We start from the raw sequence: 24,517 nt of genomic DNA on the forward strand, positions 1-24,517 counted from the left end.
GACGCGTCAGTCCGGGACGCCCCACGAGTAGGTCTGCTTGACCAGCTTGAGGTACATGAAGGTCTCGGTGCTCATCACGTCCTCGCGGGACCGGATCTTCTCCGACAGCACCGTCAGCAGGTGCTCGTCGCTCTCGCACACCAGCTCGAGGATGAGGTCGAACGAGCCGGCCGTGATGACGACGTAGTCGACCTCCGGGATCTCGGCCAGGGCGTCGGCGAGGGGCTCGAGCGGACCGTTGGCCCGGATGGCGATCATGGCCTCGCGGGCGAAGCCGAGCTGCATCGGGTCGGTGACCGCGACGATGTTGATGACGCCGGCCTCGGTGAGCTTCTGCACGCGTTGGCGCACCGCTGCCTCCGACAGGCCGACCTCCTTGCCGATCGCGGCGTAGGACATGCGGCCGTCGGCCTGGAGCAGCGCGATGATGCGCTTGGCGACCTGGTCGAGCGCGGGTGCGGTCATGCGGAGATCTTCGCCCATGCCTCACCGAGCACGGAACGCAGCACCTGCTCGATCTCGTCGAACTGGGCCTGGTCGGCGACCAGCGGCGGCGCGAGCTGCACCACCGGGTCGCCACGGTCGTCGGCGCGGCAGTAGAGACCGGCGTCGAGCAGCGCCGTGGACAGGAACCCGCGCAGCAGACGGTCGCACTCCTCGGGCGTGAAGGTCTCCTTGGTGGTCTTGTCCTTCACCAGCTCGATGCCGTAGAAGAACCCGTCCCCGCGGACGTCGCCCACGATCGGCAGGTCGAGCAGGGACTCGAGCGTCCCGCGGAACGCACCCTCGGTCGCTCGCACGTGCTCGAGCAGCCCGTCCCGCTCGAAGAGGTCGAGGTTGGCCATCGCGACGGCGCACGACACGGGGTGGCCGCCGAAGGTGTACCCGTGGGCGAAGCTCGTGCCCGTGCGCAGGAACGGCTCGGCCAGGCGGTCGCTCACGATCGTCGCGCCGAGCGGCGAGTAGCCGGACGTCAGCCCCTTCGCGCACGTGATCATGTCGGGCACGTAGTCGTACCGCTCGGCGCCGAACGTGGTGCCGAGCCGGCCGAAGGCGCAGATCACCTCGTCGGAGACGAGGAGCACGTCGTGCGCGTCGCAGATCTCGCGCACCCGCTGGAAGTAGCCGGGTGGGGGTGGGAAGCACCCGCCGGCGTTCTGCACCGGCTCCAGGAACACCGCAGCGACGGTGTCGGGTCCCTCGGCCTCGATGGCGACCTCGATCTGGTCGGCGGCCCAGCGTCCGAACGCCTCCAGGTCGTCCTCGTGCACCGGGGCCCGGTAGTGGTTGGTGTTCGGGACGCGGAAGGTCGACGGCACGAGAGGCTCGAACTGCTGCTTCAGCGTCGGCAGGCCGGTGATGGAGAGCGCACCGTGCGTCGTGCCGTGGTAGGCGATCGACCGGCTGATCACCTTGTGCTTGAGCGGCTTGCCCACGAGTTTGAAGTAGTTCTTGGCCAGCTTCCACGCGGTCTCGACGGCCTCGCCGCCCCCGCTGGAGAAGAACACGCGGTTGAGGTCCCCGGGGGCGAGCGCCGCCAGGCGCTCGGCCAGGTCGATCGCGGTGGGGTGGGCGTAGGACCAGAGCGGGAAGAACGCGAGCTCCTGGGCCTGCCGGGCCGCGGCCTCGGCCAGCTCGCGGCGCCCGTGCCCGGCCTGCACCACGAACAGCCCGGCCAGGCCGTCGAGGTAGCGACGGCCGCGGTCGTCCCAGACGTAGCAGCCCTCGCCGCGGGTGATCACCGGGACGTCGGCACCGTCGGGGGACCTCAGGGGAGCGAAGTGCATCCACAGGTGGTCCTTGGCGGCCTTCTGACGTCGAGCGGCCTCGGGGTCGAGTGGGGTCATGGTTCCTCCGATCACCTGTGAGTATTCGCGACGGATTGCGTCGAGTGCAAGGGTCCTCGCATCTGATTGCGTAACGATCGTGTGACGACTCTTGCGGATTCCGTTGGCGAGGTGCAGAGTTCGGTCATCGTCGGCGGAGCAGAGGAGCGTCATGTCTGAGGTCGAGGGAACCGGGCCGGGCAGCACGACCACGGCAGGCAAGAAGGGTCTGAAGGCCAACGCGATCGGGTTCTGGGAGGGCCTGTCGATCGGGCTCGACGCGACGGCCCCGGCCTACTCGATCGCCGCGGTCCTCGGCTCGATGGTGGTCGTGGCCGGCATCCATGCGCCCGCGGTGATCTGGCTGTCGTTCGTGCCGATGTTCCTCATCGCCGGCGCGTTCCTCTACATGAACCGCGCCGACACGGACTGTGGAACGACGTTCTCCTGGGTCACGCGGGCGATGGGGCCCTGGATCGGCTGGATCGGCGGCTGGGCCGTCTTCACCACCGGCGTCCTCGTGATCGGCTCCCTCGCCGACGTGGCCGCGCGCTACCTGTTCGTCATGGTCGGCGCCGACGACCTCGCCGCGAACCGCACCGTCGTCATCACCGTGGCCGTCGTGATCGTGCTGGTCATGACGTGGCTCTGTGTCCGGGGGACCGAGGCGTCGGCCAAGTTCCAGGTCTGGCTCGTCTTCGCCCAGGTCGGTGCACTGCTGCTGTTCGTCCTCGTGGCGGTCGTGCGTCTGTTCATGGGCAACCTGCCCGCCGGGGCGACCAACCCCGACTGGAGCTGGCTCAGCCCGTCGGGCCTGACCTCCGACCAGCTGGTCAGCGGGCTGCTCATCGGCGTGTTCATCTACTGGGGCTGGGAGAGCGCGGTCAACCTCTCGGAGGAGTCCGAGGACGGTGACACCGCTCCCGGCCGGGCCGGGATCTGGAGCACGGTGATCCTGGTGGTCACGTACCTCGGGGTCGGCATCGTCACCATCGCCGCCGGTGGCGTGGACTTCGTGACCGGCTACGACGACGACGACGCCCTGTTCGGCGCCATCGGGGACCTGGTGCTCGGACCGTTCGCGTTCATCCTCCTGCTCTCGATCATCACCTCGGGCATCGCGTCCACCCAGACGACGATCCTGCCCGCGTCCCGCGTCTCCTTGTCGATGGCGAGCGCCGGGGCGTTCCCGAGGATCTTCTCGCGCATCCACCCGAGCTACGGCACGCCGTCGTTCAGCACGTGGTTCATCGGCGGCGTCGCGATCCTCTGGTACGTCGGCGCGAGCGCGGTGAGCGACAACTTCCTGTTCGACTCGATCTCGGCGCTCTCGCTCATGATCGCCTTCTACTACGCCCTCACCGGCGTGGCGTGCGCGATCTACTGGCGACGCCGCCTGTTCACGTCGGTCAAGGCGTTCCTGCTCATCGGGGTCGGCCCGCTGGTGGGTGCCGCGACGCTCTTCTACCTGCTGTTCGAGTCGGTGCGCTCCCTGGCCGACCCCGAGGCGTCCTACAGCGGCACCTCGGTGCTGGGCGTGGGTCTGCCGCTCGCGATCGCCGTGTTCTTCCTCGGACTCGGTCTCGTGCTCATGCTCGTGTGGCGGTTCACGGTGGGCGCGGCGTTCTTCAGCCGCAAGGGCTTCGAGACGGTCTCGGACGCGGTGGCCCTCGCTGCTCTGGGACCGACGCGCCCGGGCGCGGCGCTGCCCAAGGACGGGGAGTGACATGAGGATCCTGCTGGTCGGCTCCGGTGGCGTGGGGGCGGCGTTCACCGCCATCGCCGCGCGACGTGACTTCTTCGAGAAGATCGTGGTCGCCGACTACGACCAGGCGCGTGCGGACAAGGCGGTCGACGCGCTCGACGACGACCGGTTCGTCTCCGCACAGGTGGACGCGTCGTCCGCCGACGCCGTCGCGACGCTGTGCCGCGACCACGGCGTCACGCACGTGATGAACGCCGTCGACCCGCGCTTCGTCATGCCGGTCTTCGAGGGCGCGCACGCCGCGGGCGCCGACTACGTCGACATGGCGATGTCGCTGTCGCGCCGGCACCCGGAGGAGCCGTACGCCAGGGTCGGCGTGAAGCTGGGCGACGAGCAGTTCGCGGTCGCCGACCAGTGGGAGTCCGACGGTCGTCTCGCCCTCGTGGGCATGGGTGTCGAGCCCGGGCTCTCCGACGTGTTCGCGCGCTACGCCGCCGACCACCTCTTCAGCTCCATCCGCGACCTCGGCACGCGCGACGGCGCCAACCTGGCCGTCCACGACGAGGACGGCAACGAGCTGTTCGCCCCCTCGTTCTCCATCTGGACCACGATCGAGGAGTGCCTCAACCCGCCCGTCATCTGGGAGAAGGCGCGCGCCGACGAGCCCGACGGCGGCTGGTTCACGACGCCGCCGTTCTCCGAGCCCGAGGTCTTCGAGTTCCCCGAGGGGATCGGACCGGTCGAGTGCGTCAACGTCGAGCACGAGGAGGTGCTCCTGATGCCGCGCTGGGTCGATGCCGAGCGCGTGACGTTCAAGTACGGCCTGGGCGAGGACTTCATCAACGTCCTGCGCGCCCTGCACGACGTCGGCCTCGATCGGACCGACCCCGTGCAGGTGGCGTCGGCCGACGGCCCGGTCATGGTCTCCCCGCGCGACGTGGTGGCGGCCTGCCTGCCCGATCCGGCCACCATCGGTCCGCAGATGACCGGCAAGACGTGCGCCGGGCTGTGGGTCACCGGTGTCGGCAAGGACGGTGAGGAGCGCGAGACGTACCTCTACCACGTGGTCGACAACGAGTGGGCGATGCGCGAGTACGGGCACCAGTGCGTCGTGTGGCAGACGGCGGTCAACCCGGTCGTGGCGCTCGAGCTGCTCGCGAACGGCACCTGGAGCGGCGCCGGCGTGCTCGGCCCGGAGGCCTTCGACGCCGTGCCGTTCCTGGACCTGCTCAGCGAGTACGGCGCCCCGTGGGGCCAGCGCGACTCCTGAGGTCGTCCTGACCTGCGAGGACCGGCGCGGGCCCCCTAGGGTGGGGGCAAGCAGCACGGCCCAGTCGTAGGGGTCGTCGAGAACCGAATGGAGCACCGCCATGTCCGTCACCGTGCACGTCGCCGTCGAGGCCGGGGCAGAACCCACCTCCCAGACCGTGGACGACGGGACGAAGGCGTGGCAGCTCTTCGCCGAGCAGCCCGACGTGGTCGTCGCCCGCATCGACGGTGAGCTGTGTGACCTGTCCACCGTCCTCGTCGACGGGTCGACCGTGGAGCCCGTCGCCATCGACAGCCCCGACGGCCTCGACGTGCTGCGCCACTCGGCCGCCCACGTCATGGCGCAGGCCGTGCAGGAGCTCTTCCCGGACGCCAAGCTCGGCATCGGTCCGCCGATCACCGACGGCTTCTACTACGACTTCGACGTCGAGGAGCCGTTCAAGCCCGAGGACCTGCAGGCCATCGAGTCGCGGATGAAGAAGATCGTCAAGGAGGGCCAGCGGTTCGACCGTCGCGAGATCAGCGACGACGACGCCCGCACCGAGCTCGCCGACGAGCCGTACAAGCTCGAGCTCATCGGTCTCAAGTCGCAGGCCGGCTCCACCGAGGGTGCCAGCGTCGAGGTGGGCGAGGGCGGCCTCAGCATCTACGACAACGTCAAGCGCGACGGCTCCCTGGCGTGGAAGGACCTGTGCCGCGGCCCGCACCTGCCCACCACCAAGCGCATCCCGGCCTTCACGCTCATGCGCTCGGCCGCCGCCTACTGGCGCGGTGACGAGAAGAACAAGCAGCTGCAGCGCATCTACGGCACCGCCTGGCCCACCAAGGAGGCGCAGGAGGACTACCTGCACCGCCTGGAGGAGGCCCAGCGTCGTGACCACCGTCGGCTGGGCACCGAGCTGGACCTCTACAGCTTCCCCGACGAGATCGGCTCCGGACTGCCCGTCTTCCACCCGCGCGGTGGGGTCATCAAGCGGGAGATGGAGGACTACGTCCGTCGTCGGCACATCGAGGAGGGCTTCGAGTACGTCGGCACCCCGCACATCGCCAAGGAGGGGCTCTTCCACACCTCCGGCCACCTGCCCTACTACGGCGAGGGCATGTTCCCCTCGCTCGACGTGGACGGCCAGGAGTACCGCCTCAAGGCGATGAACTGCCCGATGCACAACATCATCTACCGCTCGCGGCAGCGGTCGTACCGCGAGCTGCCGCTGAGGCTCTTCGAGTTCGGGCACGTCTACCGCAACGAGAAGTCGGGCGTCATCCACGGCCTCACTCGCGTGCGCGGGTTCGCGCAGGACGACTCGCACTCGTACGTCACCCCCGAGCAGGCGCCCGACGAGATCCGCCACCTGCTGAACTTCATGCTGAGCCTGCTGCGCGACTTCGGGCTCGACGACTTCTACCTCGAGCTGTCCACCCGCGACGACCGCAAGGACAAGTTCATCGGCTCCCACGAGGACTGGGAGGTCGCCACGCAGGTGCTCGCCGACGTGGCCGCGGAGACCGGCATCGAGCTCGTGCCCGACCCGGGAGGAGCGGCGTACTACGGCCCCAAGATCTCGGTCCAGGCCCGTGACGCCATCGGCCGCACCTGGCAGATGGGCACCGTGCAGTACGACTTCAACCAGCCGTCGCCCGAGCGGTTCAACCTCGAGTACGTGGCCGCCGACGGCACCCGCCAGCAGCCCGTGATGATCCACTCGGCCAAGTTCGGCTCGATCGAACGGTTCCTCGGCGTGCTCGTGGAGCACTACGCGGGCGCCTTCCCTCCGTGGCTCGCCCCGGTGCAGGCCGTCGGCATCCCGGTCGCGGAGCGCCACGCCGAGTACCTGTACACCCTGGGCCAGCGACTCAAGGGTGCCGGCATCCGGTTCGAGGTCGACGACTCCGACGAGCGCATGCAGAAGAAGATCCGCACCGCGCAGACGCAGAAGGTGCCCTTCATGCTCATCGTGGGCGACAACGACGTCGAGGCCGACGCCGTCTCGTTCCGCTACCGCAACGGGGAGCAGGAGAACGGCGTCCCGGTCGACGACGCGGTGCGCCGCATCCTCGAGGCCGTCGCGTCGCGCGAGCAGGTCTGACGAATCGCCACGCCGTGCGGTGCGGCGACCTAGTCTGGTCCCGTGATCAGGGGGATGCTGGCGGGTGCCGTCGCGCTCGCGATGGTGACGTCGACGGTCCCGGCGTCTGCCGCAGAAGGTGAGGCGTTGCTGCGTCTCGGGATGAAGGAGCGATGCGTGGCGCCCGGCCAGGGCTACCCGCTCGCGTCGGTGACGGTGCACTCCGACGCGGCCCCCGTCGCGGGTGCCACCGTGGAGTGGCGTCAGGACGGGACCATCCTGCACACCGCGGTCACCGACGACCATGGCGTCGCGCAGGCCGAGGGCGTGCAGGCCGTCCGCACCGACGAACCGGTGATGGTCACGTCCGTGGACCCGGCGAGCGGTCGGTCGGTGACCCTGCCCGACAGGGTGCGTGACACCGGGGTGCTGGCCTCGGCGGGCTGGGTGCGGCGATTCGTCGTTCCCTCCTCCGTGGTGCGCCCGCTGGACGTCGGAGGGGCCGGGCCGAGGGAGTGGACGGCGAAGGCCGACCTCTCGTGCACGACACGGCCGGTTCCCGGGGCGCTCGTGGACGTGCTCGCGACCGGTCCCGAGGACTCAGAACCCATGCTGCTGGAATCCCTCCCTCCCGACGAGGATGGGGAGTGGCGCTTCTCCGGCTGGGCGACCTTCGGCGGCCCGACGACGTTCACCGTCCGCAGCCGGACGCCGGACGGTCACGTCCTCCACCTCGGTCGCCGCGCCGGCGACCTGGCGCCTGAGGCCACCTGGATCAACACCTCCGTCACGGGCGTGCGCGGCGAGCTGATGGCGTTCACCCTGCTGACCCGGGGAACGACCTACACGACCCGGGCCGAGCTGGTCGCCGACGGCGGGGACGGGCGGCGGCGCGGTGCGCTGGACCGGGTGGTCGACGTCACCTTCGTGGACCGGGTGACCGGTCGCTCCACCAGTCTGTCCCCGCTGGTGGTCGCCGACTTCGACGGAAAGATCGCGCTCGACAGCTCCCACCGGGCGACCAGGTCGGGCACGTACCACTTCTCCTTCCGCGGCACGAGGGCCGAGCAGGGCGCAACCGCCACCCTGAGGGTGCGCCTCCGCCCGAAGATCAGCGGCTGGCCGGTGAAGCGGATCGCGGCCAAGCGGTCGACGACCCTGCGTCGCACCGTCACGATCGCCGAACACGAGAACGCCCGCGCCGAGCTGCGCGTCTGGAACCCGCGGTACCGTGCCTGGGACCCCGTCGGCGGCCTGCGCACGATCGACGCCAGGGGTCGCTTGACGTTCACCGTGCCGAAGGTCAGGGGGGCGAAGGGCTACCGACTCGTGATCGGGGACGTGACGTCCACCCGGGGTGGCGGACACGCGTTCGACCCGGTCGCGACGACGAAGACCTGGACCGTCACCCGGCGCTGAGCGACGTCTCGGTAGGTTGTCCCGGTGACTGCAGACGACCGCCTGGAGCGCCTCTGGGTGCCGTACCGCATGTCCTACGTGCGGGGCGAGGAGCCCGAGCCCGACGACTCCTGCCCGTTCTGCCGCATCGCCTCCGGCGGCCGGCAGTCCGAGCTCGTCGTGCACCGGGGGACCCACTGCTTCGTGGTCCTCAACCTCTACCCGTACAACCCGGGGCACCTCATGGTCGTCCCGAACCGGCACGTGGCCGACTACACCGACCTCACCGAGGACGAGACCTGCGAGGTCGCCACGCTCACCCAGCAGGCCCTGCGCGCCGTCCGCGCCGCCTCGAACCCGCACGGGTTCAACGTCGGGCTCAACCTCGGGGGAGTGGCGGGCGGCTCGCTGTCGCAGCACCTGCACCAGCACGTGGTGCCCCGATGGTCCGGCGACGCCAACTTCATGACCGTGCTCGGGCAGACGAAGACGCTCCCGCAGCTGCTCGAGGACACCCGCGACCTCCTGGCCGACGCCTGGCCGGGGGAGACGCCCACGACCGAGGACGACGCCTGATGCTCGAACGCTTCCGCCAGTTCTGGACGAACATCTGGTCGCCCCTGGCCGACCTGCTGCTGCGCCTGGGCGTCAAGCCCGACCACGTCACGATCGTCGGCACGCTCGGGGTCAGTGCCGGCGCGCTGTGGTTCTTCCCGCGCGGGCAGTTCTTCGTCGGTGTCATGGTGGTCACCGCGTTCGTGTTCAGCGACCTCATGGACGGCTACATGGCCCGCAAGTCCGGCCAGTCGTCGAGGTGGGGGGCCTTCCTCGACTCGACGCTGGACCGGGTCGGCGACGCTGCGGTGTTCGGTGGCCTCCTGCTCTACTACACGCGCGCCGACGCCGACACCACGCTCGGCCCGGCCGACCTCTACCTCGGCCTGAGCCTCGCCTGCCTCGTGCTGGGCAACCTCACCTCGTACGCGCGGGCCCGCGCCGAGAGCCTGGGCATGCAGGCCAAGGGTGGCATCGCCGAGCGGGCCGACCGTCTGGTCGCGATCCTCGTGATGACCGGGCTGAACGGTCTGTTCGGGCTGCCCGTCCTGACCGAGATCACGCTGTGGGCGCTCGCCCTCGCGAGCCTGGTGACCGTGTTCCAGCGCATGGCGATCGTGCACCGGCAGGCCTTCCCGCCCGCCGGGACGGAGTCCTGACCGTCTTCCGCCGAACGTGACATCGCGAATGTGACATCACTCTTGACACGTAGAGATCGGGGTCACATACTCGCGGTATGACCCTCATGGACGAGCAGGACCTCGACCGCACCCAGGACGCGCTGGCCTCGCTGACGCGCAGCGAGTACGAGGCCACGCTGACCCAGCTGTCCCAGGCGTCGGTCGACCGTCACTTCGACGCCTTCGTCGACGTCCCGTGGGACCACCCGGACTTCGCGATCGACCCGACCGACGCCCACTGGGTGCTTCCGGAGGCCGACCCGCTCGGTGCCCACCCCTGGTACAAGTCGCTCCCCGTCGAGCGGCAGATCGAGATCGGGATGTGGCGCTACGCGAACATCTTCAAGGTCGGTCTGCAGTTCGAGAACCTCCTGATCCGCGGGATCATGCAGTACGTCTTCTCGCGCCCCAACGGGTCGGCCGAGTTCCGCTACCTCACCCACGAGGCCACGGAGGAGTGCCACCACACGCAGATGTTCCAGGAGTGCATCAACCGCATCGGCGCCGACGTCCCGGGCATGCCGCGATGGATGCGGGCGATCCACGGGATCATCCCGCTCATGGCCTCGCGGTACCCGCTCGGCTTCTTCATCGCGGTGCTCGCGGGCGAGGAGCCGATCGACCACACGCAGAAGAAGATGCTGCGCGAGGGCGCCACGATCCCGCCGGTCATGCGCCGCATCATGCAGATCCACGTGGCGGAGGAGGCGCGGCACATCTCGTTCGCGCACGCCTACGTCATGCGCAGCGGCCCGAACCTGGGGAAGGTCGACCGGTGGGTCATGTCGATGCTGTTCCCGATCATCATGCGGATCGCGGGCGACCTCATCCTCGTGCCGCCGAAGGAGCTGCGCACCGAGATGGGCGTGCCGAAGGAGGTCGTCAAGGAGCTCTACTGGGACGCTCCGGAGTCGCGCGTGTTCCTCTCCGAGCTGTTCAGCGACGTGCGCATGCTGGCCGAGGAGTCCACGCTCATGACACGGTCCTCGCGGCGCATGTGGCGCTGGCTCAAGATCGACGGTCGCCCGGCCCGGTACCGCAGCGAGCCGCCCGCGCGTCTGGCCGACCCCGCCTCGGTCGACCCCGTCTCTGTCGACACGGTCTGACCCGTGACCCACGTCGTCACGCAGCCGTGCTGCGGTGACGCGGCCTGCGCCTTCGCGTGCCCCGTCAACTGCATCCACCCCACGCCCGACGAGCCGGACTTCGCGACGGCCGAGATGGTCTACATCGATCCTCAGGCCTGCGTCGACTGCGGAGCCTGCGTGAAGGCATGCCCGGTGGGGGCGATCAAGCCGGAGTCGCGGCTCACGGCCGACGAGCGCGTGTTCGTCGAGCTGAACGCGCTCTTCCACGCCGACTCCGACGTCGGCAACGGGCTCGAGTCGCCGACCCGTCCGGCGCAGGCGCCGGTTCCGCCGGTCGTGCGCATCGACGGGTCGCGACGCTTGAGCGTGGCCGTCGTCGGTGCCGGTCCGGCCGCGCTGTACGCGGCCGACGAGCTGCTCAAGCAGCGTCAGGTGCGGGTTCGCGTCCTCGACCGGCTGCCGACCCCGCACGGACTCGTCCGGGCCGGCGTCGCACCCGACCACCAGCACACGAAGGACATCGGGCGACTGTTCGAGAAGATCGAGTCCCACCCCGGCTTCGCGTACGAGCTCGGGGTCGAGGTCGGGACCGACGTCACGCACGACCAGCTGCTCGCCACCCATGACGCCGTGGTCTACGCGACGGGCGCGGCCGTGGACCGGCGGCTCGACGTGCCGGGGGAGGACCTGCCCGGCAACGCGACCGCCACGGACGTGGTGGCCTGGTACAACGGGCACCCCGACCGCGTGGAGGCACCGCTGGACCTGTCGGGGGACCGCATCGTGGTGGTCGGCAACGGCAACGTGGCGCTCGACGTCTCGCGGGTGCTGCTGAGCGATCCGGAGTCGCTCGCGAGCACCGACATCGCCGACCACGCCCTCGACGCCCTGCGCGTCAGCAGGGTGAGGGTGGTGGAGGTGCTGGCGCGACGTGGTCCGGCCCAGGCGGCCTTCACCGTCCCCGAGCTCGTCGGGCTGCTGCACCACCCCGACCTCGACGTCGTCGTGCCGCAGCGCGAGCTGCTGGACGGGGACGACGTCAAGAGCCGCCTCCTGCGGGAGGGGACGGTCGCCGAGGCCGACCCGGCTCGACGGCACGTCGTCCTGCGCTTCCTCGTCGCACCGGTGGCGGTGCTGGGGGACGGGTCCGTCACCGGGCTCGAGGTCACGCGCACGAGTCTCGTGACGGGACCCGACGGCGTGGTCGCAGCGGTGCCGACCGGCGACCACGACGTGATCCCCACTCGGGCGGTGCTCCGCTCCGTGGGGTACCGGTCCGCTCCGGTCCCGGGGGTGCCGTTCGACCCGGTGACCCATCGCATCCCGAACGTCGGCGGACGCGTGCTCGACGTGCCGGGCGGTGACGTGCTTCCGCGCACCTACGTCGTCGGCTGGGCCAAGCGCGGTCCGTCCGGCTTCATCGGCACCAACAAGTCGTGCTCGCTCGAGACCGTCAACCACCTGCTCTCCGACGTGGCGCAGGGACGGATCGAGGCCGTCGACCGGCCGGAGCCGTTGCGGGCGACGGCCGGTGTCCTCGACCGCGAGGGCTGGCTGCTGCTCGACGCGCACGAGCGCGAGGCGGGGCGCAGGGCAGGACGTCCACGTCGCAAGGTGGTGGACCGGCGCCGGATGGTGGACGTCGTCGAGGCCGCCAGGGGCGGCCGATAGACTCGAGGGGTGAGCAACGAGCAGACCCCCTCCACGTCCCCCGACGGCACCAGCCCCCAGTCGACCGGTACCGCGCGCGTCAAGCGCGGCATGGCCGAGATGCTGAAGGGCGGCGTCATCATGGACGTCGTCGACGCCGAGCAGGCGCGCATCGCCGAGGACGCCGGCGCCGTGGCCGTCATGGCCCTCGAGCGCGTCCCGGCCGACATCCGGGCCCAGGGCGGCGTGGCGCGCATGAGCGACCCGGACCTGATCGACGGCATCGTGTCGGCGGTCTCGATCCCGGTCATGGCCAAGGCCCGCATCGGACACTTCGCCGAGGCGCAGGTGCTGCAGAGCCTGGGTGTCGACTACATCGACGAGTCCGAGGTCCTCACGCCGTCGGACTACGCGAACCACATCGACAAGTGGGCGTTCAACGTCCCGTTCGTGTGCGGTGCCACCAACCTGGGCGAGGCGCTGCGTCGGCTCACCGAGGGTGCGGCCTTCATCCGCTCCAAGGGCGAGGCGGGCACGGGCGACGTGTCGAACGCCGTCACGCACATCCGCACGATCACCGGCGAGATCCGTCGCCTGCAGTCGCTGCGCGAGGACGAGCTGTTCGTGGCCGCCAAGGAGCTCCAGGCGCCGTACGAGCTGGTCAAGGAGGTCGCGGAGCTGGGCAAGCTGCCCGTCACCCTCTTCACCGCCGGCGGCATCGCGACCCCGGCCGACGCCGCGCTCGTCATGCAGCTGGGCTCGGAGGGCGTGTTCGTGGGCTCGGGCATCTTCAAGTCCGGGAACCCGGCCCAGCGCGCCGAGGCGATCGTCAAGGCCACCACGTTCTACGACGACCCCGACGTCGTCGCCAAGGTCTCGCGCGGCCTGGGCGAGGCCATGGTCGGCATCAACGTCGACGAGATCCCCGAGCCGCACCGCCTCGCCGAGCGCGGCTGGTAGCCGCACCCGGCGGCGGGGGGTGCCGCCCCGGTCTTTGGGATTTGTCTCCTACTTTTCCCGTATGCCCATGTGACGCAGATCTCACGTCGCATGCTCGAGGTGAGGGCTCGTCCCTCGTGCCGGCGTAGGGAGCGCCGCGCCTCGAGACATGGGAGCACGCGATGAAGAACTCGATCAAGGGTGCGCTGGCCGCGGGTGCGGCCGCCGTCCTGCTCCTGGGTGGCGCCGGGACGCTGGCGTACTGGAGCGACTCCGTCGACCTGCCCGGCGGCAGCGTGACATCGGGCGAGCTCAAGCTCGAGAGCCCGACCTGCGACGCCGACTGGGTCTACGCGACCGGCAGCGCAGGCGCCACCGGCACGGTCGGCCCGGTCGTCCCGGGCGACGTGATCTCCAAGGAGTGCACGTTCGAGATCGTGGCCACCGGCGACAACCTGAACGCCGACCTGACCGTCCCGGCCACGGCGACCTTCGCCGGCGTGACCCCGCTGACCGCCACGGTGACCGCGACGTACGAGGACGCTCTCGGCGACGCGTTGCCCGCTGCCATCACGGAGGACGACGACGGTCTGGTCACCGCGACCATCTCGGTGGAGTTCCCCTACGGCACCGCCGAGGACGACGTGGCGCCGATCAACATCAACGACTCCCAGGAGGTCGCTGCGACGCTGAACGCCATCGCGGTCTCCGTGGAGCAGAACGACCCGAACCCGTGACCGGTCGCTGATCGCGGATTGTCGTGTCTCGCGGGTGGCAGGTCGTCGTCAAGGCCCTGGCCTGGGTCGTGATCCTGGCCGCCACGGGCTCGCTGTCTGCTGCGGTGCTCGTGCCGCGGCTGGCCGGCGCGACCCCCTACGCGGTGCTCACCGGGTCCATGTCGCCGGCGCTCCCGTCGGGCACGTTGGTGGTGGTCCGACCCGTCGAGATGGGCGACGTCTCGGTGGGGGACGTGATCACCTACCAGCTGCGGTCCGGCGACCCGACGGTCGTGACCCATCGTGTGGTCGGCTCCGGGGTCAGGACCGACGGGACGGCGGTGCTCACCACCCAGGGCGATGCGAACGACGTGGTCGATGCAGCGCCGGTCCAGCCGGAGCAGGTGCGGGGGCGGCTCTGGTACGCGGTGCCGCACCTCGGCAGAGCCCACTCCCTGCTCGACGGGTTCCACCGGAAGGCAGCGGTCCAGCTGGTCGCGGCCGGGCTCCTGCTCTACGCGGGCCGGATGTTCGTCGCGGCGGCGCCCGCCTGGCGCGGCGGTCCGGGAAGCAGGACGAGCGACGACGACCAGGAGAAGGAGGGATCAGCGCGATGAGGCATGGATGCCTGCTGCCCGCGACGGTCGTGGCGGTGACGCTGCTCGCCCCTGTCGGTGCGCACGCGGCCGACGAGATCGGCATCAGCCGGGACGGCACGTCCTGGTCGTCGAACCTCGACGAGCCACTGTTCGACCCCGGCCTGCGGTGGGTCCCTGGCGACACGCGGACGAGCAGCTTCTTCGTCCGCAACCAGGGGCCCAGCGGGTCCGCGATCACCATCGAGGTGCGCAGCCTCGACTCCGACGAGCTGCTGGCCGACGACGACATCCACCTGCGTGCGCGGGCGGCGGAGGGTGCGTGGGTCGACCTGCGCAACGAGGTCACCTCGACCCGCCTCACCGAGAAGACGATCGAGCAGGGTGCGGCGGTGCGCGTCGACGTGAACGCGACCTTCGACGAGGCGTCGACGAACCAGTCACAGGTCGGGCGCCTGGCGATCGCCTTCCGCGTGAGGCTCGCCGACGCCGCCGCGGGCGAGCCCGGCGACGACCTGGACGGTGCTAGTCCGTCGGCCGGCGAAACGGTGGGGGATCTTCCGGACACGGGCTCCGCCACGCCGCGCTGGATCGTCCTCGGTGGCCTTGGCCTTGCGCTCGTCGGCGTCCTGCTCGCCTCGCGCCTCCGCGTGGATCGTGAGGTGTGGTCATGAGCAGGCATGCGGGTCGACGTCGCAGCCGAGGTCGTCGTGGATGGGTGAGGGCGCTGCTGGCCATGGGTCTGGTGGTCGGTCTCGGCTCGGTCAACACCATGGCGTTCTGGACCGACGATGCGGTCCTGGATGCCGGCACGATCCAGACGGGATCGCTCGACCTGCTCGTCGCAGGCAACCTCGCCGGAGCGGGCGGGACGACGACGTCGCCGAGCCTCGCGCTGACCGACATGGTCCCGGGGGAGAGCGTGGCGGTGACGGTCCCGGTCCAGCGGGCCGCGAGCACCGTCGGCTTCACCTACACGGCCAAGGCGACCGCGTCCGGCGCGCTCGCCCCCTACCTGAGGTGGACCGTCTCGGCGGGATCGGCCGGCACGGCGAGCTCCTCGGGCCTGCGGACCAACACGTGCGGCGGCACGCCCCTGGTGACAGGGGTGACGCTCACCGGCACCGCGAGCGACGTGATCGCCTCCCCACGCACGCTGTCCAGCGCCACGATGAGCGAGAACATCTGCCTGCGCGTCGAGCTGCCGAGCGGCACCGCGAACGCCGCACAGGGGGCATCGGCGACCGCCTCCTTCGTCTTCGACGCCACGCAGCTGGGCTGATCGTCGTGCTCGAGCGGCTGCGTCAGACCGTCCTCTGGTCGGGTGCCGGTCTGGGCGGGCTCTGCCTGGCCTGGGCCGCGACGATCCACGTCCTCGGCCTCACCCCCATGATCTTCACCTCGGGCTCGATGGGACCGCAGATCGCCGCGGGCGACCTCGCCCTCGCCGAGTCGGTGCCGGCGCGGGCCATCGGGGTGGGCGACGTCGTGAGCGTGGTCAACGCCGCCGGCGTGCGCGTCACCCACCGGGTCGTCGAGATCGACCCTGTGGACACCACGACGGCGGTCCTCACCCTGCGCGGCGATGCCAACGCCTCGCCCGATGCCGAGGCCTACACCGTCACCCGCGTCGAACGCGTGGTCACCTCCGTGCCGGCCGCCGGGCACGTCGTGGACGCCGTCTCGTCACCGTCGGGCCGATTCGTCTCGGGAGCGTGGCTGGGGCTGTGCCTGTTCCTCGTCCTGGGTGCCGGTCGCGCGGGGTCGGTACGCGGGCGTCCTCGGCGCGGGCGCCACCCCGGTGGCCGGCACCGGCGTCAGGACCGATCGCGAGCACACGGGGTCGGGGTCGGGGTCGGAGCCGGGGTCGCCGCGATGCTGCTGGGTCTCGGGCTCGGGCACGTGGTCCCCACCCTCGTCACGCCGACGTCGGCCACCTTCGAGGATCGCGGCGCGACCGTCACCTCCGGCGCCCTCGCCTCCTTCGCGGTCACCAAGCCCGCAGCGCTCGCGTGCACCGTCAGCAACCCCGTCGTGGGGACGAAGAGCCTCACCACGACCTGGACCGCGGCCCCCGGCCTCGCGTACACGGCGGTGATCCGGGAGACCGGCACCTCGCTCGTCGTCACGAGCAGCGGGACGGAGCGCTCGGTCACCGTGACCGGTGGGCTCCTCGGGTCCTTGCTCGGTTCCAGCTTCACCATCGAGGTCACGGCCACCCTGCCGGGCTCGGGCTGGACCGCCACCTCGACGCGCGCGGGGACCTTCGTGCTGCTCGGCCTCGGCTTCACCTGCGGCGCCTGGACCTGAGGTCTCGTCGCGATCCCTGCGCGGCGAACCGGCGGTGGACGACCGCATGGCACCGATGGCCCATCCGACTGGCCGCGTCCGGCCGGTCGGGCCATGCCGGTCTAGTTCCTTCGGGGGATCTTGGTGCGCACTGCGGGGGCCGACCGTGACTTCGTCCGTCGGGGTCGTTGGGAGGTTCGAGGGTCCCGGTGTCGTCGGGACCCGGTCCGGCCCACCCCGGACCACCCTCTCCTCCCGATTGGATCCCCATGAAGAAGTCCACCAAGGCCGCCCTCGCGGCCGTCGGCGCCGGCGTCCTGCTCACCGGCGGCGCCACCACCCTCGCCTTCTGGTCCGACTCGGCCACCGTGGGCGCCAGCACGCTCACGGCCGGCACGCTGACGCTCGGCGAGGCCGACTGCTCGGCATGGATCCTCGACGCGAACGAGGACGCCCCGGGCGAGACCGCGACCCTCCTGGTGCCCGGCGACGTGGCCACCAAGACCTGCACGTTCGACATCGACGCGACCGGCGACCACCTGCGGGCCGACCTCGCCGCCGTCGGCGCGGTGACGTCGGGCGGCCTGGCGGACGACGTCGTGGTCAGCACGGCGTTCGAGGTCGACGGCGAGACGGTCACCTCGATCACCGAGGACGACGCGCCCGAGGTGCTCACGAGCACCGTCACCGTCACGTTCCCCTACGGTGACGCGGTCGACAACGACTCCCAAGGCGAGTCCGTCTCGCTGACCGACTACGTCGTCACCGCGACGCAGGTCCACAGCGACACCCCCGCCGCGCCGGTCGCTCCCTGATCGACGGGCCCACCACCATGACGCGCAGCGCGGCGACCACCGCCCGACGACTCTCCCAGGCCCTCGCCTGGGCGGTCGTCGCGGCGGTGGTCGCCGTGCTCGCGGTGGTCGTCGTGGTCCCGCGCATGGCGGGAGCCACCCCCTACACGGTGCTCACCTCGTCGATGGAGCCGACCCTCCCACCCGGCACCCTCGTGGTGAGCCGCCCCGCACCGTTCGAGGAGATCCTCGTCGGTCAGGTCGTCACCTTCCAGCTCGAGTCCGGCGACCCCACCGTCGCCACCCACCGCGTGATCGCCCGCACCACCGAGCCCGACGGCACCCCGGTGCTGTGGACCCAGGGCGACGCGAACGCGGTTCGCGACCCGGAGGTGGTGCGCGCCGAGCAGGTGCGCGGCGTCCTCTGGTACCGCGTGCAGGAGCTCGGACGGCTCAACACCGCGATCGACGCCGCCTGGCGGCAGCGCGGGGTGACGGTCGTGGGCCTCGGCCTGCTCGTCTACGCCGGGTACGCCGCCACCGCCGCGGTGCGCGAGCGTCGGGCCACCCGACGCGCCGCGGGCGCGACCATCCCCCAGGACCAGGAGACCCTCGCGTGAGGATCCACCCCCCGGCACGTCGCCTGACGGCCGTCGCGCTCGCGTCCGGAGCGCTGCTGCTCACCCCGGCTGCCGCCCACGCCGACGACGAGCTGAGCCTCAGCCTCGACGGCGCCACCTGGACGCCCGACATCACCGCCCCACTCTTCGACCCGGCGATGCGCTGGGTGCCGGGTGACGTGGAGACCGCCACCTTCTTCGTGCGCAACAACGCACCGCAGGGTGCCCGGCTCGACGTCACGCTGCGCCCCGACGGCCAGGAGTCGCTCCTGGACGACGGATGGGTCAGCGTCGTCGTGCGCACCCCCGCTCGCGAGGGTGAGGCCATCACTGGCCCCGGCCCCTCGACCGTGCTCGTCGACGCGCCCGTGCCCGGCTCCCAGGTCGTGCCCGTCGAGGTCGAGGTGACCTTCGACGAGGACGCCCCGAACGGCACCCGGCTGCGCTCCGCCTCGCTCGGCTTCGACGTGGTCCTCACCCAGACCCAGGAGATCGGGGGCGGTTCGGAGGAGGACCCCGACGGTCCCGACGGGCCCGACGACCCGGACGGGTCCGACGGAGGCACCGACGGAGGCACCGACGGTGGTGCGGACGGCGGCACCGACGGGGGTGCCGGCACCGGCACCGGCGGCGTTGCCGGCTCCGACGGTGGCTCCACGTCGGACCGCGGCGGACTCCTGCCGGACACCGGATCCCTCACCCCCAGCTGGCTCCTCGCGGCCGCCGCCCTCGCTCTCGGTCTCGGCGCCGGACTCTCCACCCGTACTCGACTCGCACGCCCGCACACCCGACAGGACACGCCATGACCAGCTCGATCGCGCGCCGCGCCACCCGTCCCCTGCGTTCCACCCGCGGCCGAGCAGTGATGACCCTTGGCGTCGTCCTCGGCCTCGGCACCGTCGGGACGCTCGCCTACTGGACGGACACCGCCACCGTCACAGGCGGCACCTTCCAGGCCGGCAGCCTCAAGATCCAGGTCGACGGCGTCGAGGACGACCCGGTCGGGTTCTCCAACGCCTTCAAGGCCGACAACCTGGCTCCGGGCCAGAGCGTTGCGGCCTCCTCACAGATCCAGAACGTGGGCACCTTGACGGCCAACTACCACGCCTCTGCCACGGCCACTGGAGCGCTCGCCCCGCTGCTGACCTACTCGGTGCGAGCGGGCGGCACGGTCAACGACCAGGGCACTGCGTGCACCGGTGGCCTGGAGGTGTTCACGGGTGGGATCGGGACCGGGACGACGATCATCGCGAACACCGCCGGCACGCTGCGCACGCTCGTGGCCGCCACCGGCACGGAGTCGTTCTGCGTGACCGCGACGCTCCCGAGCGGCACCACCGGCGGGCAGGGCCAGAACGCCAAGGTGACGTTCACCATCACCGGAAAGCAGGTCGGCGCCCCGTGACCGGGGAGTCGCAGCCACGGCTCCTCTGGATCGAGGAGCCGCCGACCGCCCGGGAGCGCCTCGTCGAGCGGCTCCGTGAGGGCGCCCTGACCGTCGGTGCCCTGTCCGGAGTGCTCTGCCTCCTGCTGGCCGTGGTCGCCGTCGCGTTCGACGTGCGTCCGGTCGTCTTCCAGTCGGGGTCGATGTCCCCGACCATCGAGACCGGGGCGCTCGGCATCGCCCGCACGGTGCCCGCATCCGAGCTCGCCACCGGCGACGTCGTGACGGTCCAGACCCCGGCCGGGGTGAACGTGACCCACCGCATCCAGAACCTGACCATCGATGCCCAGGACCGGGCCATCCTCGTGCTGAAGGGCGATGCCAACGGCGCGCCGGACGAGACGCCGTACGTCGTGTCGTCGGCGCCGAGGATCGTCGCGGACGTCCCTCAGCTCGGCTACGTCGCCGCCTTCCTGTCCGGCACCCCGGGCACGTTCCTCGGCGGCCTCCTCGTCGGCATCGTGCTGCTCGTCGCGGTGCGCGGCGATCGATCGCGACCGGGCCGTCGTCGGTTCCTCGGGACGGACGCGGCCGGCGCGCCCCGCCGCACCGGTGCCCGCGCGACCGCCGTGGCCGTCGGTGCCGTGGCCACCCTGGCCGCGGTCGGCCTGCCCTCGACACCCACCACCCAGGCCTACTACAGCGACACCGCCAGGCTCACCAGCGGGACGTTCGCGCGGCAGGCCGCGGCGCCGGTCGCGCCGACGATCGCCACCTGCACGCGGTCCGGGGGCGACATCACCATCACGTGGAACGCGGTGGCGGGCGCGACGTCCTACACGGTCAGCTGGACCAACCCCGTCGGCACGGCGAGCACCACGGCGACGTCCTTCACGCCGAACGCCAACTTCAACATCGGTGGGGCCACGGGTCAGATCTCCGTCCGGTCGGTCAATGCCGCCGGCACCTCGGCCCCGTCGGGCGCCTTCCGCTACACCGGGAACGGCAACAACGCCCCCTGCACGAGACTCTGAGCCGGTCCTCCTGGCGGGGGACCGGGGCGTGCGATGATCCGGGCACGGAGGCCGGCGACCGCGGCCGTCCCGAGCCACTCCGGCTCGGGCGGGGTGACCTCACTACGCTGTCCCGGTGATCTCACCGACCATCGGCGTCTTCGCCCTGCAGGGGGACGTCCGCGAGCACGTGCAGGCCCTCGAGGCGCTGGGCGTCCGGGCCGTCACGGTGCGTCGCGAGGAGGAGCTCGACCGCGTCGACGGATTGGTGATCCCCGGCGGGGAGTCCACCACGATGATCAAGCTGGCCGACGTCTTCGGCGTGGCCGAGGCGTTCCGGCGTCGGATCGCGGACGGGCTGCCCACGTTCGGCACGTGCGCCGGGATGATCATGCTGGCCGACCGGCTCGTCGACGGTGCCGAGGGACAGGCCACCTTCGGCGGGCTCGACGTCACGGTGCGGCGCAACGCCTTCGGTCGGCAGGTCGACTCCTTCGAGGCCGACGTCGACTTCACGACCTTCGACGACCCCGTCCACGCGGTGTTCATCCGCGCCCCCTGGGTGGAGGAGGCGGGCCCGGGCGTGGAGGTGCTGGCCGCGGTCCCGGTCGGCCCGGGTGCCGCGGCGGGCGCGACGGACCGTGCTGCCGATAGGATCGTGGCGGTCCGGCAGGGTTCGGTGCTGGCGACGTCGTTCCACCCCGAGGTGGGAGACGACCTGCGCCTGCACCGCCTGTTCCTGGACCTCGTGACGACGTAGGGATCCGCCACCCGCCGGGGTGGCGCGGAAAGGGGCACGGGATGTCAGGCCACTCCAAGTGGGCGACGACCAAGCACAAGAAGGCCGCGATCGACGCCAAGCGCGGCAAGATGTTCGCCAAGCTGATCAAGAACATCGAGGTGGCGGCACGTCAGGGCGGGCCCGACCCCGACGGCAACCCGACGCTGTACGACGCGATCCAGAAGGCCAAGAAGTCGTCGGTCCCCAACGACAACATCGACCGTGCGGTCAAGCGCGGCGGCGGCATCGGCGAGGACGCCGTCGACTACACGACGATCACGTACGAGGTGTACGGCCCGAGCGGCGTCGCCCTCCTGGTGGAGTGCCTCACCGACAACAAGAACCGGGCCGCCATGGAGGTCCGCACGGCGGTCAGCCGCAACGGTGGCAACCTCGCCGACCCGGGCTCGGTGGCGTACATGTTCCACCGCAAGGGCGTCGTGCAGGTGCCGGCCCAGGACGCCGGCGAGGACGACATCCTCCTGGCGGTGCTCGACGCGGGTGCCGAGGAGGTCAAGGACCACGGCGAGGCGTTCGAGGTGATCAGCGAGGCGTCCGACCTGGTCGCGGTCCGCACCGCGCTGCAGGACGCCGGTCTGGACTACGACTCCGCGGAGGCCTCCTTCGTCCCGTCGGTCGAGGTGCCGGTCGACGTCGAGGGCGCCAAGAAGGTCATCAAGCTGGTCGACGCGCTCGAGGACCTCGACGACGTCCAGAACGTCTACTCCAACGTCGACATGAGCGACGAGGTGCTCGCCGCGCTCGACGAGGAGTAGGTCGGCCAGGAGCGTCGGACGTCAGTGCCGGCGGGAGGTGCGTCGGTCGGCGTGGCGTCCGGTGGGGCGTCGGGGGAGCGGGTTATCGTTCGAACATGCGTTCTCCCATGCGTGTGCTCGCGGTCGATCCCGGGCTCACCCGCCTCGGCCTCGGCGTCGTCGAGGGCTCGGTCGGTCGACCGCTGCACCTCGTCCACGTCGACGTGCTGCGCACCCCTGCCGACCTCGACACGGCCAAGCGGCTGCACCGGCTCGAGCAGGGGCTCGAGGAGGCGGTCCGGCTGCACCGTCCGGCGGTCGTCGCGGTCGAGCGGGTGTTCAGCCAGAACAACGTGCGCACCGTCATGGGCACCGCGCAGGCCAGCGGCGTGGCCATGCTGGTCGCCGCGCGGCACGGCATCGACGTCCGCCTGCACACGCCCAGCGAGGTCAAGGCCGCCGTCACCGGCAGCGGTCGGGCCGACAAGGCCCAGGTGGCCGCCATGGTGGTCCGGCTGCTCCGGCTCGCCGAGGCCCCGAAGCCGGTCGACGCCACCGACGCGCTGGCCCTGGCCATCTGCCAGATCTGGCGCGGGGGAGCGCAGAACCGCCTGCAGCAGGCGCAGGCCCAGCTGAAGGAGTCCGTCCGATGATCGCCCACGTGCGCGGCGAGGTCGCCGCCCTCTCGCTCGACTCCGCGGTCATCGACGTCGGCGGTCTCGGCCACCACGTCTACTGCACGCCGGGCACGATCGCGCGGCTGCGGCTCGGGGAGCAGGCGCAGCTGGCCACGTCGCTCGTGGTGCGCGAGGACTCGCTCACCCTCTACGGCTTCGCCGACACCGAGGAGCGCGACATGTTCGTGCTCGTGCAGACGGCCAGCGGGATCGGTCCCAAGGTGGCCCAGGCCATGCTCGCCGTCCTCCCGCCGGACCGCTTGCGACGCGCCATCGCCGAGTCCGACCACGCCGCGCTCACCTCCGTCCCGGGCATCGGTCGCAAGGGCGCCGAACGCATCGTGGTGGAGCTCAAGGACCGGGTCGGTCCCGTGCTCCCCACGTCCGCCGCGCCGGGAACCTCCGCCGCGCCCTGGCGTGCCCAGGTCCTGCAGGCCCTCGAGGGTCTCGGGTGGTCCACCCGCGACGCCGAGAAGGCCATCGAGTCCGTCTCCGACGCCGCAGGCGACTCGCCCGACGTCGGCCAGCTGCTGCGGCTCGCGCTCCGATCGTTGTCCAAGGCGTGAGCGGCGTGCACGACGACTCCTACCCCGAGGCATCCGCCTACGACGTCGACGGGCTCGACGCGGTCCTCGCCGAGGCCACGCCCGACGACCGGGCGTTCGACGCGGCGCTGCGTCCTCGCACGCTCGAGGAGCTCGTCGGCCAGGAGCGCGTGCGCGAGCAGCTGTCCCTCGTGCTCGAGGCGGCCCAGGGGAGGGGGCGGACACCCGACCACGTGCTGCTGTCGGGACCGCCCGGCCTGGGCAAGACCACGATCGCCATGATCATCGCCCACCAGCTCGGCGCCCACCTGCGGCTCACCAGCGGGCCCGCGATCCAGCACGCCGGCGACCTCGCGGCGATCCTCTCCGGTGTCGACGAGGGCGACGTCCTGTTCATCGACGAGATCCACCGCATGTCGCGCCCGGCCGAGGAGCTCCTCTACATGGCCATGGAGGACTTCCGGGTCGACGTCATCGTCGGCAAGGGCCCGGGTGCCACGGCCATCCCCCTGGAGATCCCGCCCTTCACCGTCGTCGGGGCCACCACCCGGGCCGGTCTGCTGCCCGGACCCCTGCGCGACCGGTTCGGCTTCACCGCCCAGCTGGACTACTACGAGTCGGCCGAGCTCAAGCGCATCGTCGAGCGGTCCGCGCGACTGCTCGACCTGACGATCTCCGACGACGGCTCCCACGAGATCGCGTCCCGCTCGCGTGGGACCCCGCGCATCGCCAACCGCCTGCTGAGGCGGGTGCGTGACTACGCCCAGGTGCGCGGTGACGGCACCGTCGGGCACGGCGAGGCCCGCAGCGCACTCGCCCTGTACGAGGTCGACGACCTCGGTCTGGACCGTCTGGACCGGGCGGTGCTCCAGGCGCTGTGCGCCAGCTTCGGCGGGGGACCGGTCGGCATCAGCACGCTCGCGGTCGCCGTCGGTGAGGAGCGCGAGACCGTCGAGGAGCTCGCCGAGCCCTTCCTCGTGCGCCTGGGCTTCCTCGCGCGGACGCCTCGCGGGCGCATCGCGACGCCCGCTGCCTGGCGGCACCTCGGTCTGGCGGCGCCCGCCGGGACCGACCAGCTGCCGCTCGACGACGCCGCGGACCCGGTCTAGAGGCACCTGCTCGACCCGGGCGCCGTCCGTGGAAGCATGGACAGGGCCGCCGGGCTTGGTTG

Annotated in this window: 26 protein-coding genes; 24 read left to right on the forward strand and 2 right to left on the reverse strand. The window is 71.3% G+C overall.

Annotated elements, in window-relative coordinates; all coding sequences use genetic code 11:
* Positions 1-6 precede the first annotated feature (6 nt).
* Entirely contained in the window at positions 7-465 is a 459-nt protein-coding gene (locus ASF38_RS16345; protein ID WP_055970536.1) for an Lrp/AsnC family transcriptional regulator, read from the reverse strand.
* A complete protein-coding gene (locus ASF38_RS16350; RefSeq protein WP_056555114.1) occupies positions 462-1,847 on the reverse strand; it encodes an aspartate aminotransferase family protein in 1,386 nt (461 codons plus the stop codon). The genes ASF38_RS16345 and ASF38_RS16350 overlap by 4 nt, the downstream gene beginning before the upstream one ends.
* Before the next feature lie 151 nt (positions 1,848-1,998).
* Between ASF38_RS16350 and ASF38_RS16355 the strand changes: the two genes are divergently transcribed.
* From ASF38_RS16355 to ruvB, 24 genes are all read left to right on the forward strand, one after another.
* Positions 1,999-3,552: an APC family permease gene (locus ASF38_RS16355; RefSeq protein ID WP_055970532.1), complete on the forward strand. Its 1,554-nt coding sequence runs from the start codon at positions 1,999-2,001 to the stop codon at positions 3,550-3,552.
* 1 nt (position 3,553) lies between these two features.
* Entirely contained in the window at positions 3,554-4,801 is a 1,248-nt protein-coding gene (locus tag ASF38_RS16360; protein WP_056577487.1) for a saccharopine dehydrogenase family protein, read from the forward strand.
* A 100-nt stretch (positions 4,802-4,901) separates the two neighbouring features.
* Complete coding sequence (gene thrS / locus ASF38_RS16365) at positions 4,902-6,887, forward strand: threonine--tRNA ligase (protein ID WP_056577490.1); 1,986 nt, start codon at positions 4,902-4,904, stop codon at positions 6,885-6,887.
* A gap of 42 nt (positions 6,888-6,929) precedes the next feature.
* Positions 6,930-8,285, forward strand: a complete 1,356-nt coding sequence (locus ASF38_RS16370; protein WP_156366973.1) for a hypothetical protein — start codon at positions 6,930-6,932, stop codon at positions 8,283-8,285.
* Positions 8,286-8,354: 69 nt separating this feature from the next.
* Complete coding sequence (locus ASF38_RS16375; RefSeq protein ID WP_082480853.1) at positions 8,355-8,840, forward strand: HIT domain-containing protein; 486 nt, start codon at positions 8,355-8,357, stop codon at positions 8,838-8,840.
* Complete coding sequence (gene pgsA / locus ASF38_RS16380) at positions 8,840-9,478, forward strand: phosphatidylinositol phosphate synthase (RefSeq protein WP_055970521.1); 639 nt, start codon at positions 8,840-8,842, stop codon at positions 9,476-9,478. Before ASF38_RS16375 ends, pgsA begins: the two co-directional genes overlap by 1 nt.
* A 77-nt stretch (positions 9,479-9,555) precedes the next feature.
* Positions 9,556-10,605: a diiron oxygenase gene (locus tag ASF38_RS16385; RefSeq protein WP_055970519.1), complete on the forward strand. Its 1,050-nt coding sequence runs from the start codon at positions 9,556-9,558 to the stop codon at positions 10,603-10,605.
* Between the two features lie 3 nt (positions 10,606-10,608).
* Positions 10,609-12,258 carry an FAD-dependent oxidoreductase gene (locus ASF38_RS16390; RefSeq protein WP_056577494.1) on the forward strand — a complete coding sequence of 550 codons (1,650 nt, stop codon included), beginning with the start codon at positions 10,609-10,611 and terminating at the stop codon, positions 12,256-12,258.
* Positions 12,259-12,267: 9 nt separating this feature from the next.
* Positions 12,268-13,197, forward strand: coding sequence for a pyridoxal 5'-phosphate synthase lyase subunit PdxS (gene pdxS, locus ASF38_RS16395; RefSeq protein WP_055970511.1), 930 nt, complete (start codon positions 12,268-12,270; stop codon positions 13,195-13,197).
* 161 nt (positions 13,198-13,358) lie between these two features.
* Positions 13,359-13,913 carry an alternate-type signal peptide domain-containing protein gene (locus ASF38_RS16400; protein ID WP_056577497.1) on the forward strand — a complete coding sequence of 185 codons (555 nt, stop codon included), beginning with the start codon at positions 13,359-13,361 and terminating at the stop codon, positions 13,911-13,913.
* A 23-nt stretch (positions 13,914-13,936) separates the two neighbouring features.
* Entirely contained in the window at positions 13,937-14,509 is a 573-nt protein-coding gene (locus ASF38_RS16405) for a signal peptidase I (RefSeq protein WP_200914575.1), read from the forward strand.
* The gene (locus tag ASF38_RS16410) at positions 14,506-15,162 is read left to right on the forward strand and encodes an LPXTG cell wall anchor domain-containing protein (RefSeq protein ID WP_156366974.1); all 657 of its coding nucleotides are present in this window, start codon (positions 14,506-14,508) and stop codon (positions 15,160-15,162) included. Before ASF38_RS16405 ends, ASF38_RS16410 begins: the two co-directional genes overlap by 4 nt.
* Positions 15,159-15,770, forward strand: a complete 612-nt coding sequence (locus tag ASF38_RS16415; protein ID WP_156366975.1) for a SipW-dependent-type signal peptide-containing protein — start codon at positions 15,159-15,161, stop codon at positions 15,768-15,770. Before ASF38_RS16410 ends, ASF38_RS16415 begins: the two co-directional genes overlap by 4 nt.
* A 5-nt stretch (positions 15,771-15,775) precedes the next feature.
* Entirely contained in the window at positions 15,776-16,798 is a 1,023-nt protein-coding gene (locus ASF38_RS16420) for a signal peptidase I (RefSeq protein WP_056577505.1), read from the forward strand.
* Positions 16,799-17,046: 248 nt separating this feature from the next.
* Positions 17,047-17,592, forward strand: coding sequence for an alternate-type signal peptide domain-containing protein (locus ASF38_RS16425; protein ID WP_056577507.1), 546 nt, complete (start codon positions 17,047-17,049; stop codon positions 17,590-17,592).
* A 17-nt stretch (positions 17,593-17,609) separates the two neighbouring features.
* Positions 17,610-18,191 (forward strand): signal peptidase I, encoded by a 582-nt coding sequence (locus ASF38_RS16430; protein ID WP_056577510.1) that lies wholly within the window; start codon positions 17,610-17,612, stop codon positions 18,189-18,191.
* Positions 18,188-18,997: a hypothetical protein gene (locus ASF38_RS16435; protein ID WP_056577512.1), complete on the forward strand. Its 810-nt coding sequence runs from the start codon at positions 18,188-18,190 to the stop codon at positions 18,995-18,997. Before ASF38_RS16430 ends, ASF38_RS16435 begins: the two co-directional genes overlap by 4 nt.
* Positions 18,994-19,596 carry a TasA family protein gene (locus ASF38_RS16440; protein ID WP_056577515.1) on the forward strand — a complete coding sequence of 201 codons (603 nt, stop codon included), beginning with the start codon at positions 18,994-18,996 and terminating at the stop codon, positions 19,594-19,596. Before ASF38_RS16435 ends, ASF38_RS16440 begins: the two co-directional genes overlap by 4 nt.
* Positions 19,593-20,609 (forward strand): signal peptidase I, encoded by a 1,017-nt coding sequence (locus ASF38_RS17715; RefSeq protein WP_200914576.1) that lies wholly within the window; start codon positions 19,593-19,595, stop codon positions 20,607-20,609. The genes ASF38_RS16440 and ASF38_RS17715 overlap by 4 nt, the downstream gene beginning before the upstream one ends.
* 115 nt (positions 20,610-20,724) lie before the next feature.
* Positions 20,725-21,348 (forward strand): pyridoxal 5'-phosphate synthase glutaminase subunit PdxT, encoded by a 624-nt coding sequence (gene pdxT, locus ASF38_RS16450; RefSeq protein ID WP_056555068.1) that lies wholly within the window; start codon positions 20,725-20,727, stop codon positions 21,346-21,348.
* Between the two features lie 41 nt (positions 21,349-21,389).
* A complete protein-coding gene (locus ASF38_RS16455; protein ID WP_055970490.1) occupies positions 21,390-22,145 on the forward strand; it encodes a YebC/PmpR family DNA-binding transcriptional regulator in 756 nt (251 codons plus the stop codon).
* A gap of 107 nt (positions 22,146-22,252) precedes the next feature.
* A complete protein-coding gene (locus ASF38_RS16460) occupies positions 22,253-22,777 on the forward strand; it encodes a crossover junction endodeoxyribonuclease RuvC (RefSeq protein ID WP_056577518.1) in 525 nt (174 codons plus the stop codon).
* Positions 22,774-23,367: a Holliday junction branch migration protein RuvA gene (ruvA, locus tag ASF38_RS16465; RefSeq protein ID WP_056555062.1), complete on the forward strand. Its 594-nt coding sequence runs from the start codon at positions 22,774-22,776 to the stop codon at positions 23,365-23,367. The genes ASF38_RS16460 and ruvA overlap by 4 nt, the downstream gene beginning before the upstream one ends.
* Positions 23,368-23,372: 5 nt before the next feature.
* Entirely contained in the window at positions 23,373-24,455 is a 1,083-nt protein-coding gene (ruvB, locus tag ASF38_RS16470) for a Holliday junction branch migration DNA helicase RuvB (RefSeq protein WP_055970593.1), read from the forward strand.
* The last annotated feature ends 62 nt before the right edge of the window (positions 24,456-24,517 follow it).

The organism is Aeromicrobium sp. Leaf272, from assembly GCF_001422865.1.
In the GTDB taxonomy this organism is placed as follows: domain Bacteria; phylum Actinomycetota; class Actinomycetes; order Propionibacteriales; family Nocardioidaceae; genus Aeromicrobium.

Excerpts from the sequence above, each read along its gene's own strand:
- ASF38_RS16345 (WP_055970536.1), bottom strand. The coding sequence starts at position 465 with ATGACCGCACCCGCGCTCGACCAGGTCGCCAAGCGCATCATCGCGCTG.
- ASF38_RS16350 (WP_056555114.1), bottom strand. The coding sequence starts at position 1,847 with ATGACCCCACTCGACCCCGAGGCCGCTCGACGTCAGAAGGCCGCCAAG.
- ASF38_RS16355 (WP_055970532.1), top strand. The coding sequence starts at position 1,999 with ATGTCTGAGGTCGAGGGAACCGGGCCGGGCAGCACGACCACGGCAGGC.
- ASF38_RS16360 (WP_056577487.1), top strand. The coding sequence starts at position 3,554 with ATGAGGATCCTGCTGGTCGGCTCCGGTGGCGTGGGGGCGGCGTTCACC.
- thrS (WP_056577490.1), top strand. The coding sequence starts at position 4,902 with ATGTCCGTCACCGTGCACGTCGCCGTCGAGGCCGGGGCAGAACCCACC.
- ASF38_RS16375 (WP_082480853.1), top strand. The coding sequence starts at position 8,355 with ATGTCCTACGTGCGGGGCGAGGAGCCCGAGCCCGACGACTCCTGCCCG.
- pgsA (WP_055970521.1), top strand. The coding sequence starts at position 8,840 with ATGCTCGAACGCTTCCGCCAGTTCTGGACGAACATCTGGTCGCCCCTG.
- ASF38_RS16385 (WP_055970519.1), top strand. The coding sequence starts at position 9,556 with ATGACCCTCATGGACGAGCAGGACCTCGACCGCACCCAGGACGCGCTG.
- ASF38_RS16400 (WP_056577497.1), top strand. The coding sequence starts at position 13,359 with ATGAAGAACTCGATCAAGGGTGCGCTGGCCGCGGGTGCGGCCGCCGTC.
- ASF38_RS16410 (WP_156366974.1), top strand. The coding sequence starts at position 14,506 with ATGAGGCATGGATGCCTGCTGCCCGCGACGGTCGTGGCGGTGACGCTG.
- ASF38_RS16415 (WP_156366975.1), top strand. The coding sequence starts at position 15,159 with ATGAGCAGGCATGCGGGTCGACGTCGCAGCCGAGGTCGTCGTGGATGG.
- ASF38_RS16425 (WP_056577507.1), top strand. The coding sequence starts at position 17,047 with ATGAAGAAGTCCACCAAGGCCGCCCTCGCGGCCGTCGGCGCCGGCGTC.
- ASF38_RS16430 (WP_056577510.1), top strand. The coding sequence starts at position 17,610 with ATGACGCGCAGCGCGGCGACCACCGCCCGACGACTCTCCCAGGCCCTC.
- ASF38_RS16440 (WP_056577515.1), top strand. The coding sequence starts at position 18,994 with ATGACCAGCTCGATCGCGCGCCGCGCCACCCGTCCCCTGCGTTCCACC.
- ASF38_RS16455 (WP_055970490.1), top strand. The coding sequence starts at position 21,390 with ATGTCAGGCCACTCCAAGTGGGCGACGACCAAGCACAAGAAGGCCGCG.
- ASF38_RS16460 (WP_056577518.1), top strand. The coding sequence starts at position 22,253 with ATGCGTGTGCTCGCGGTCGATCCCGGGCTCACCCGCCTCGGCCTCGGC.
- ruvA (WP_056555062.1), top strand. The coding sequence starts at position 22,774 with ATGATCGCCCACGTGCGCGGCGAGGTCGCCGCCCTCTCGCTCGACTCC.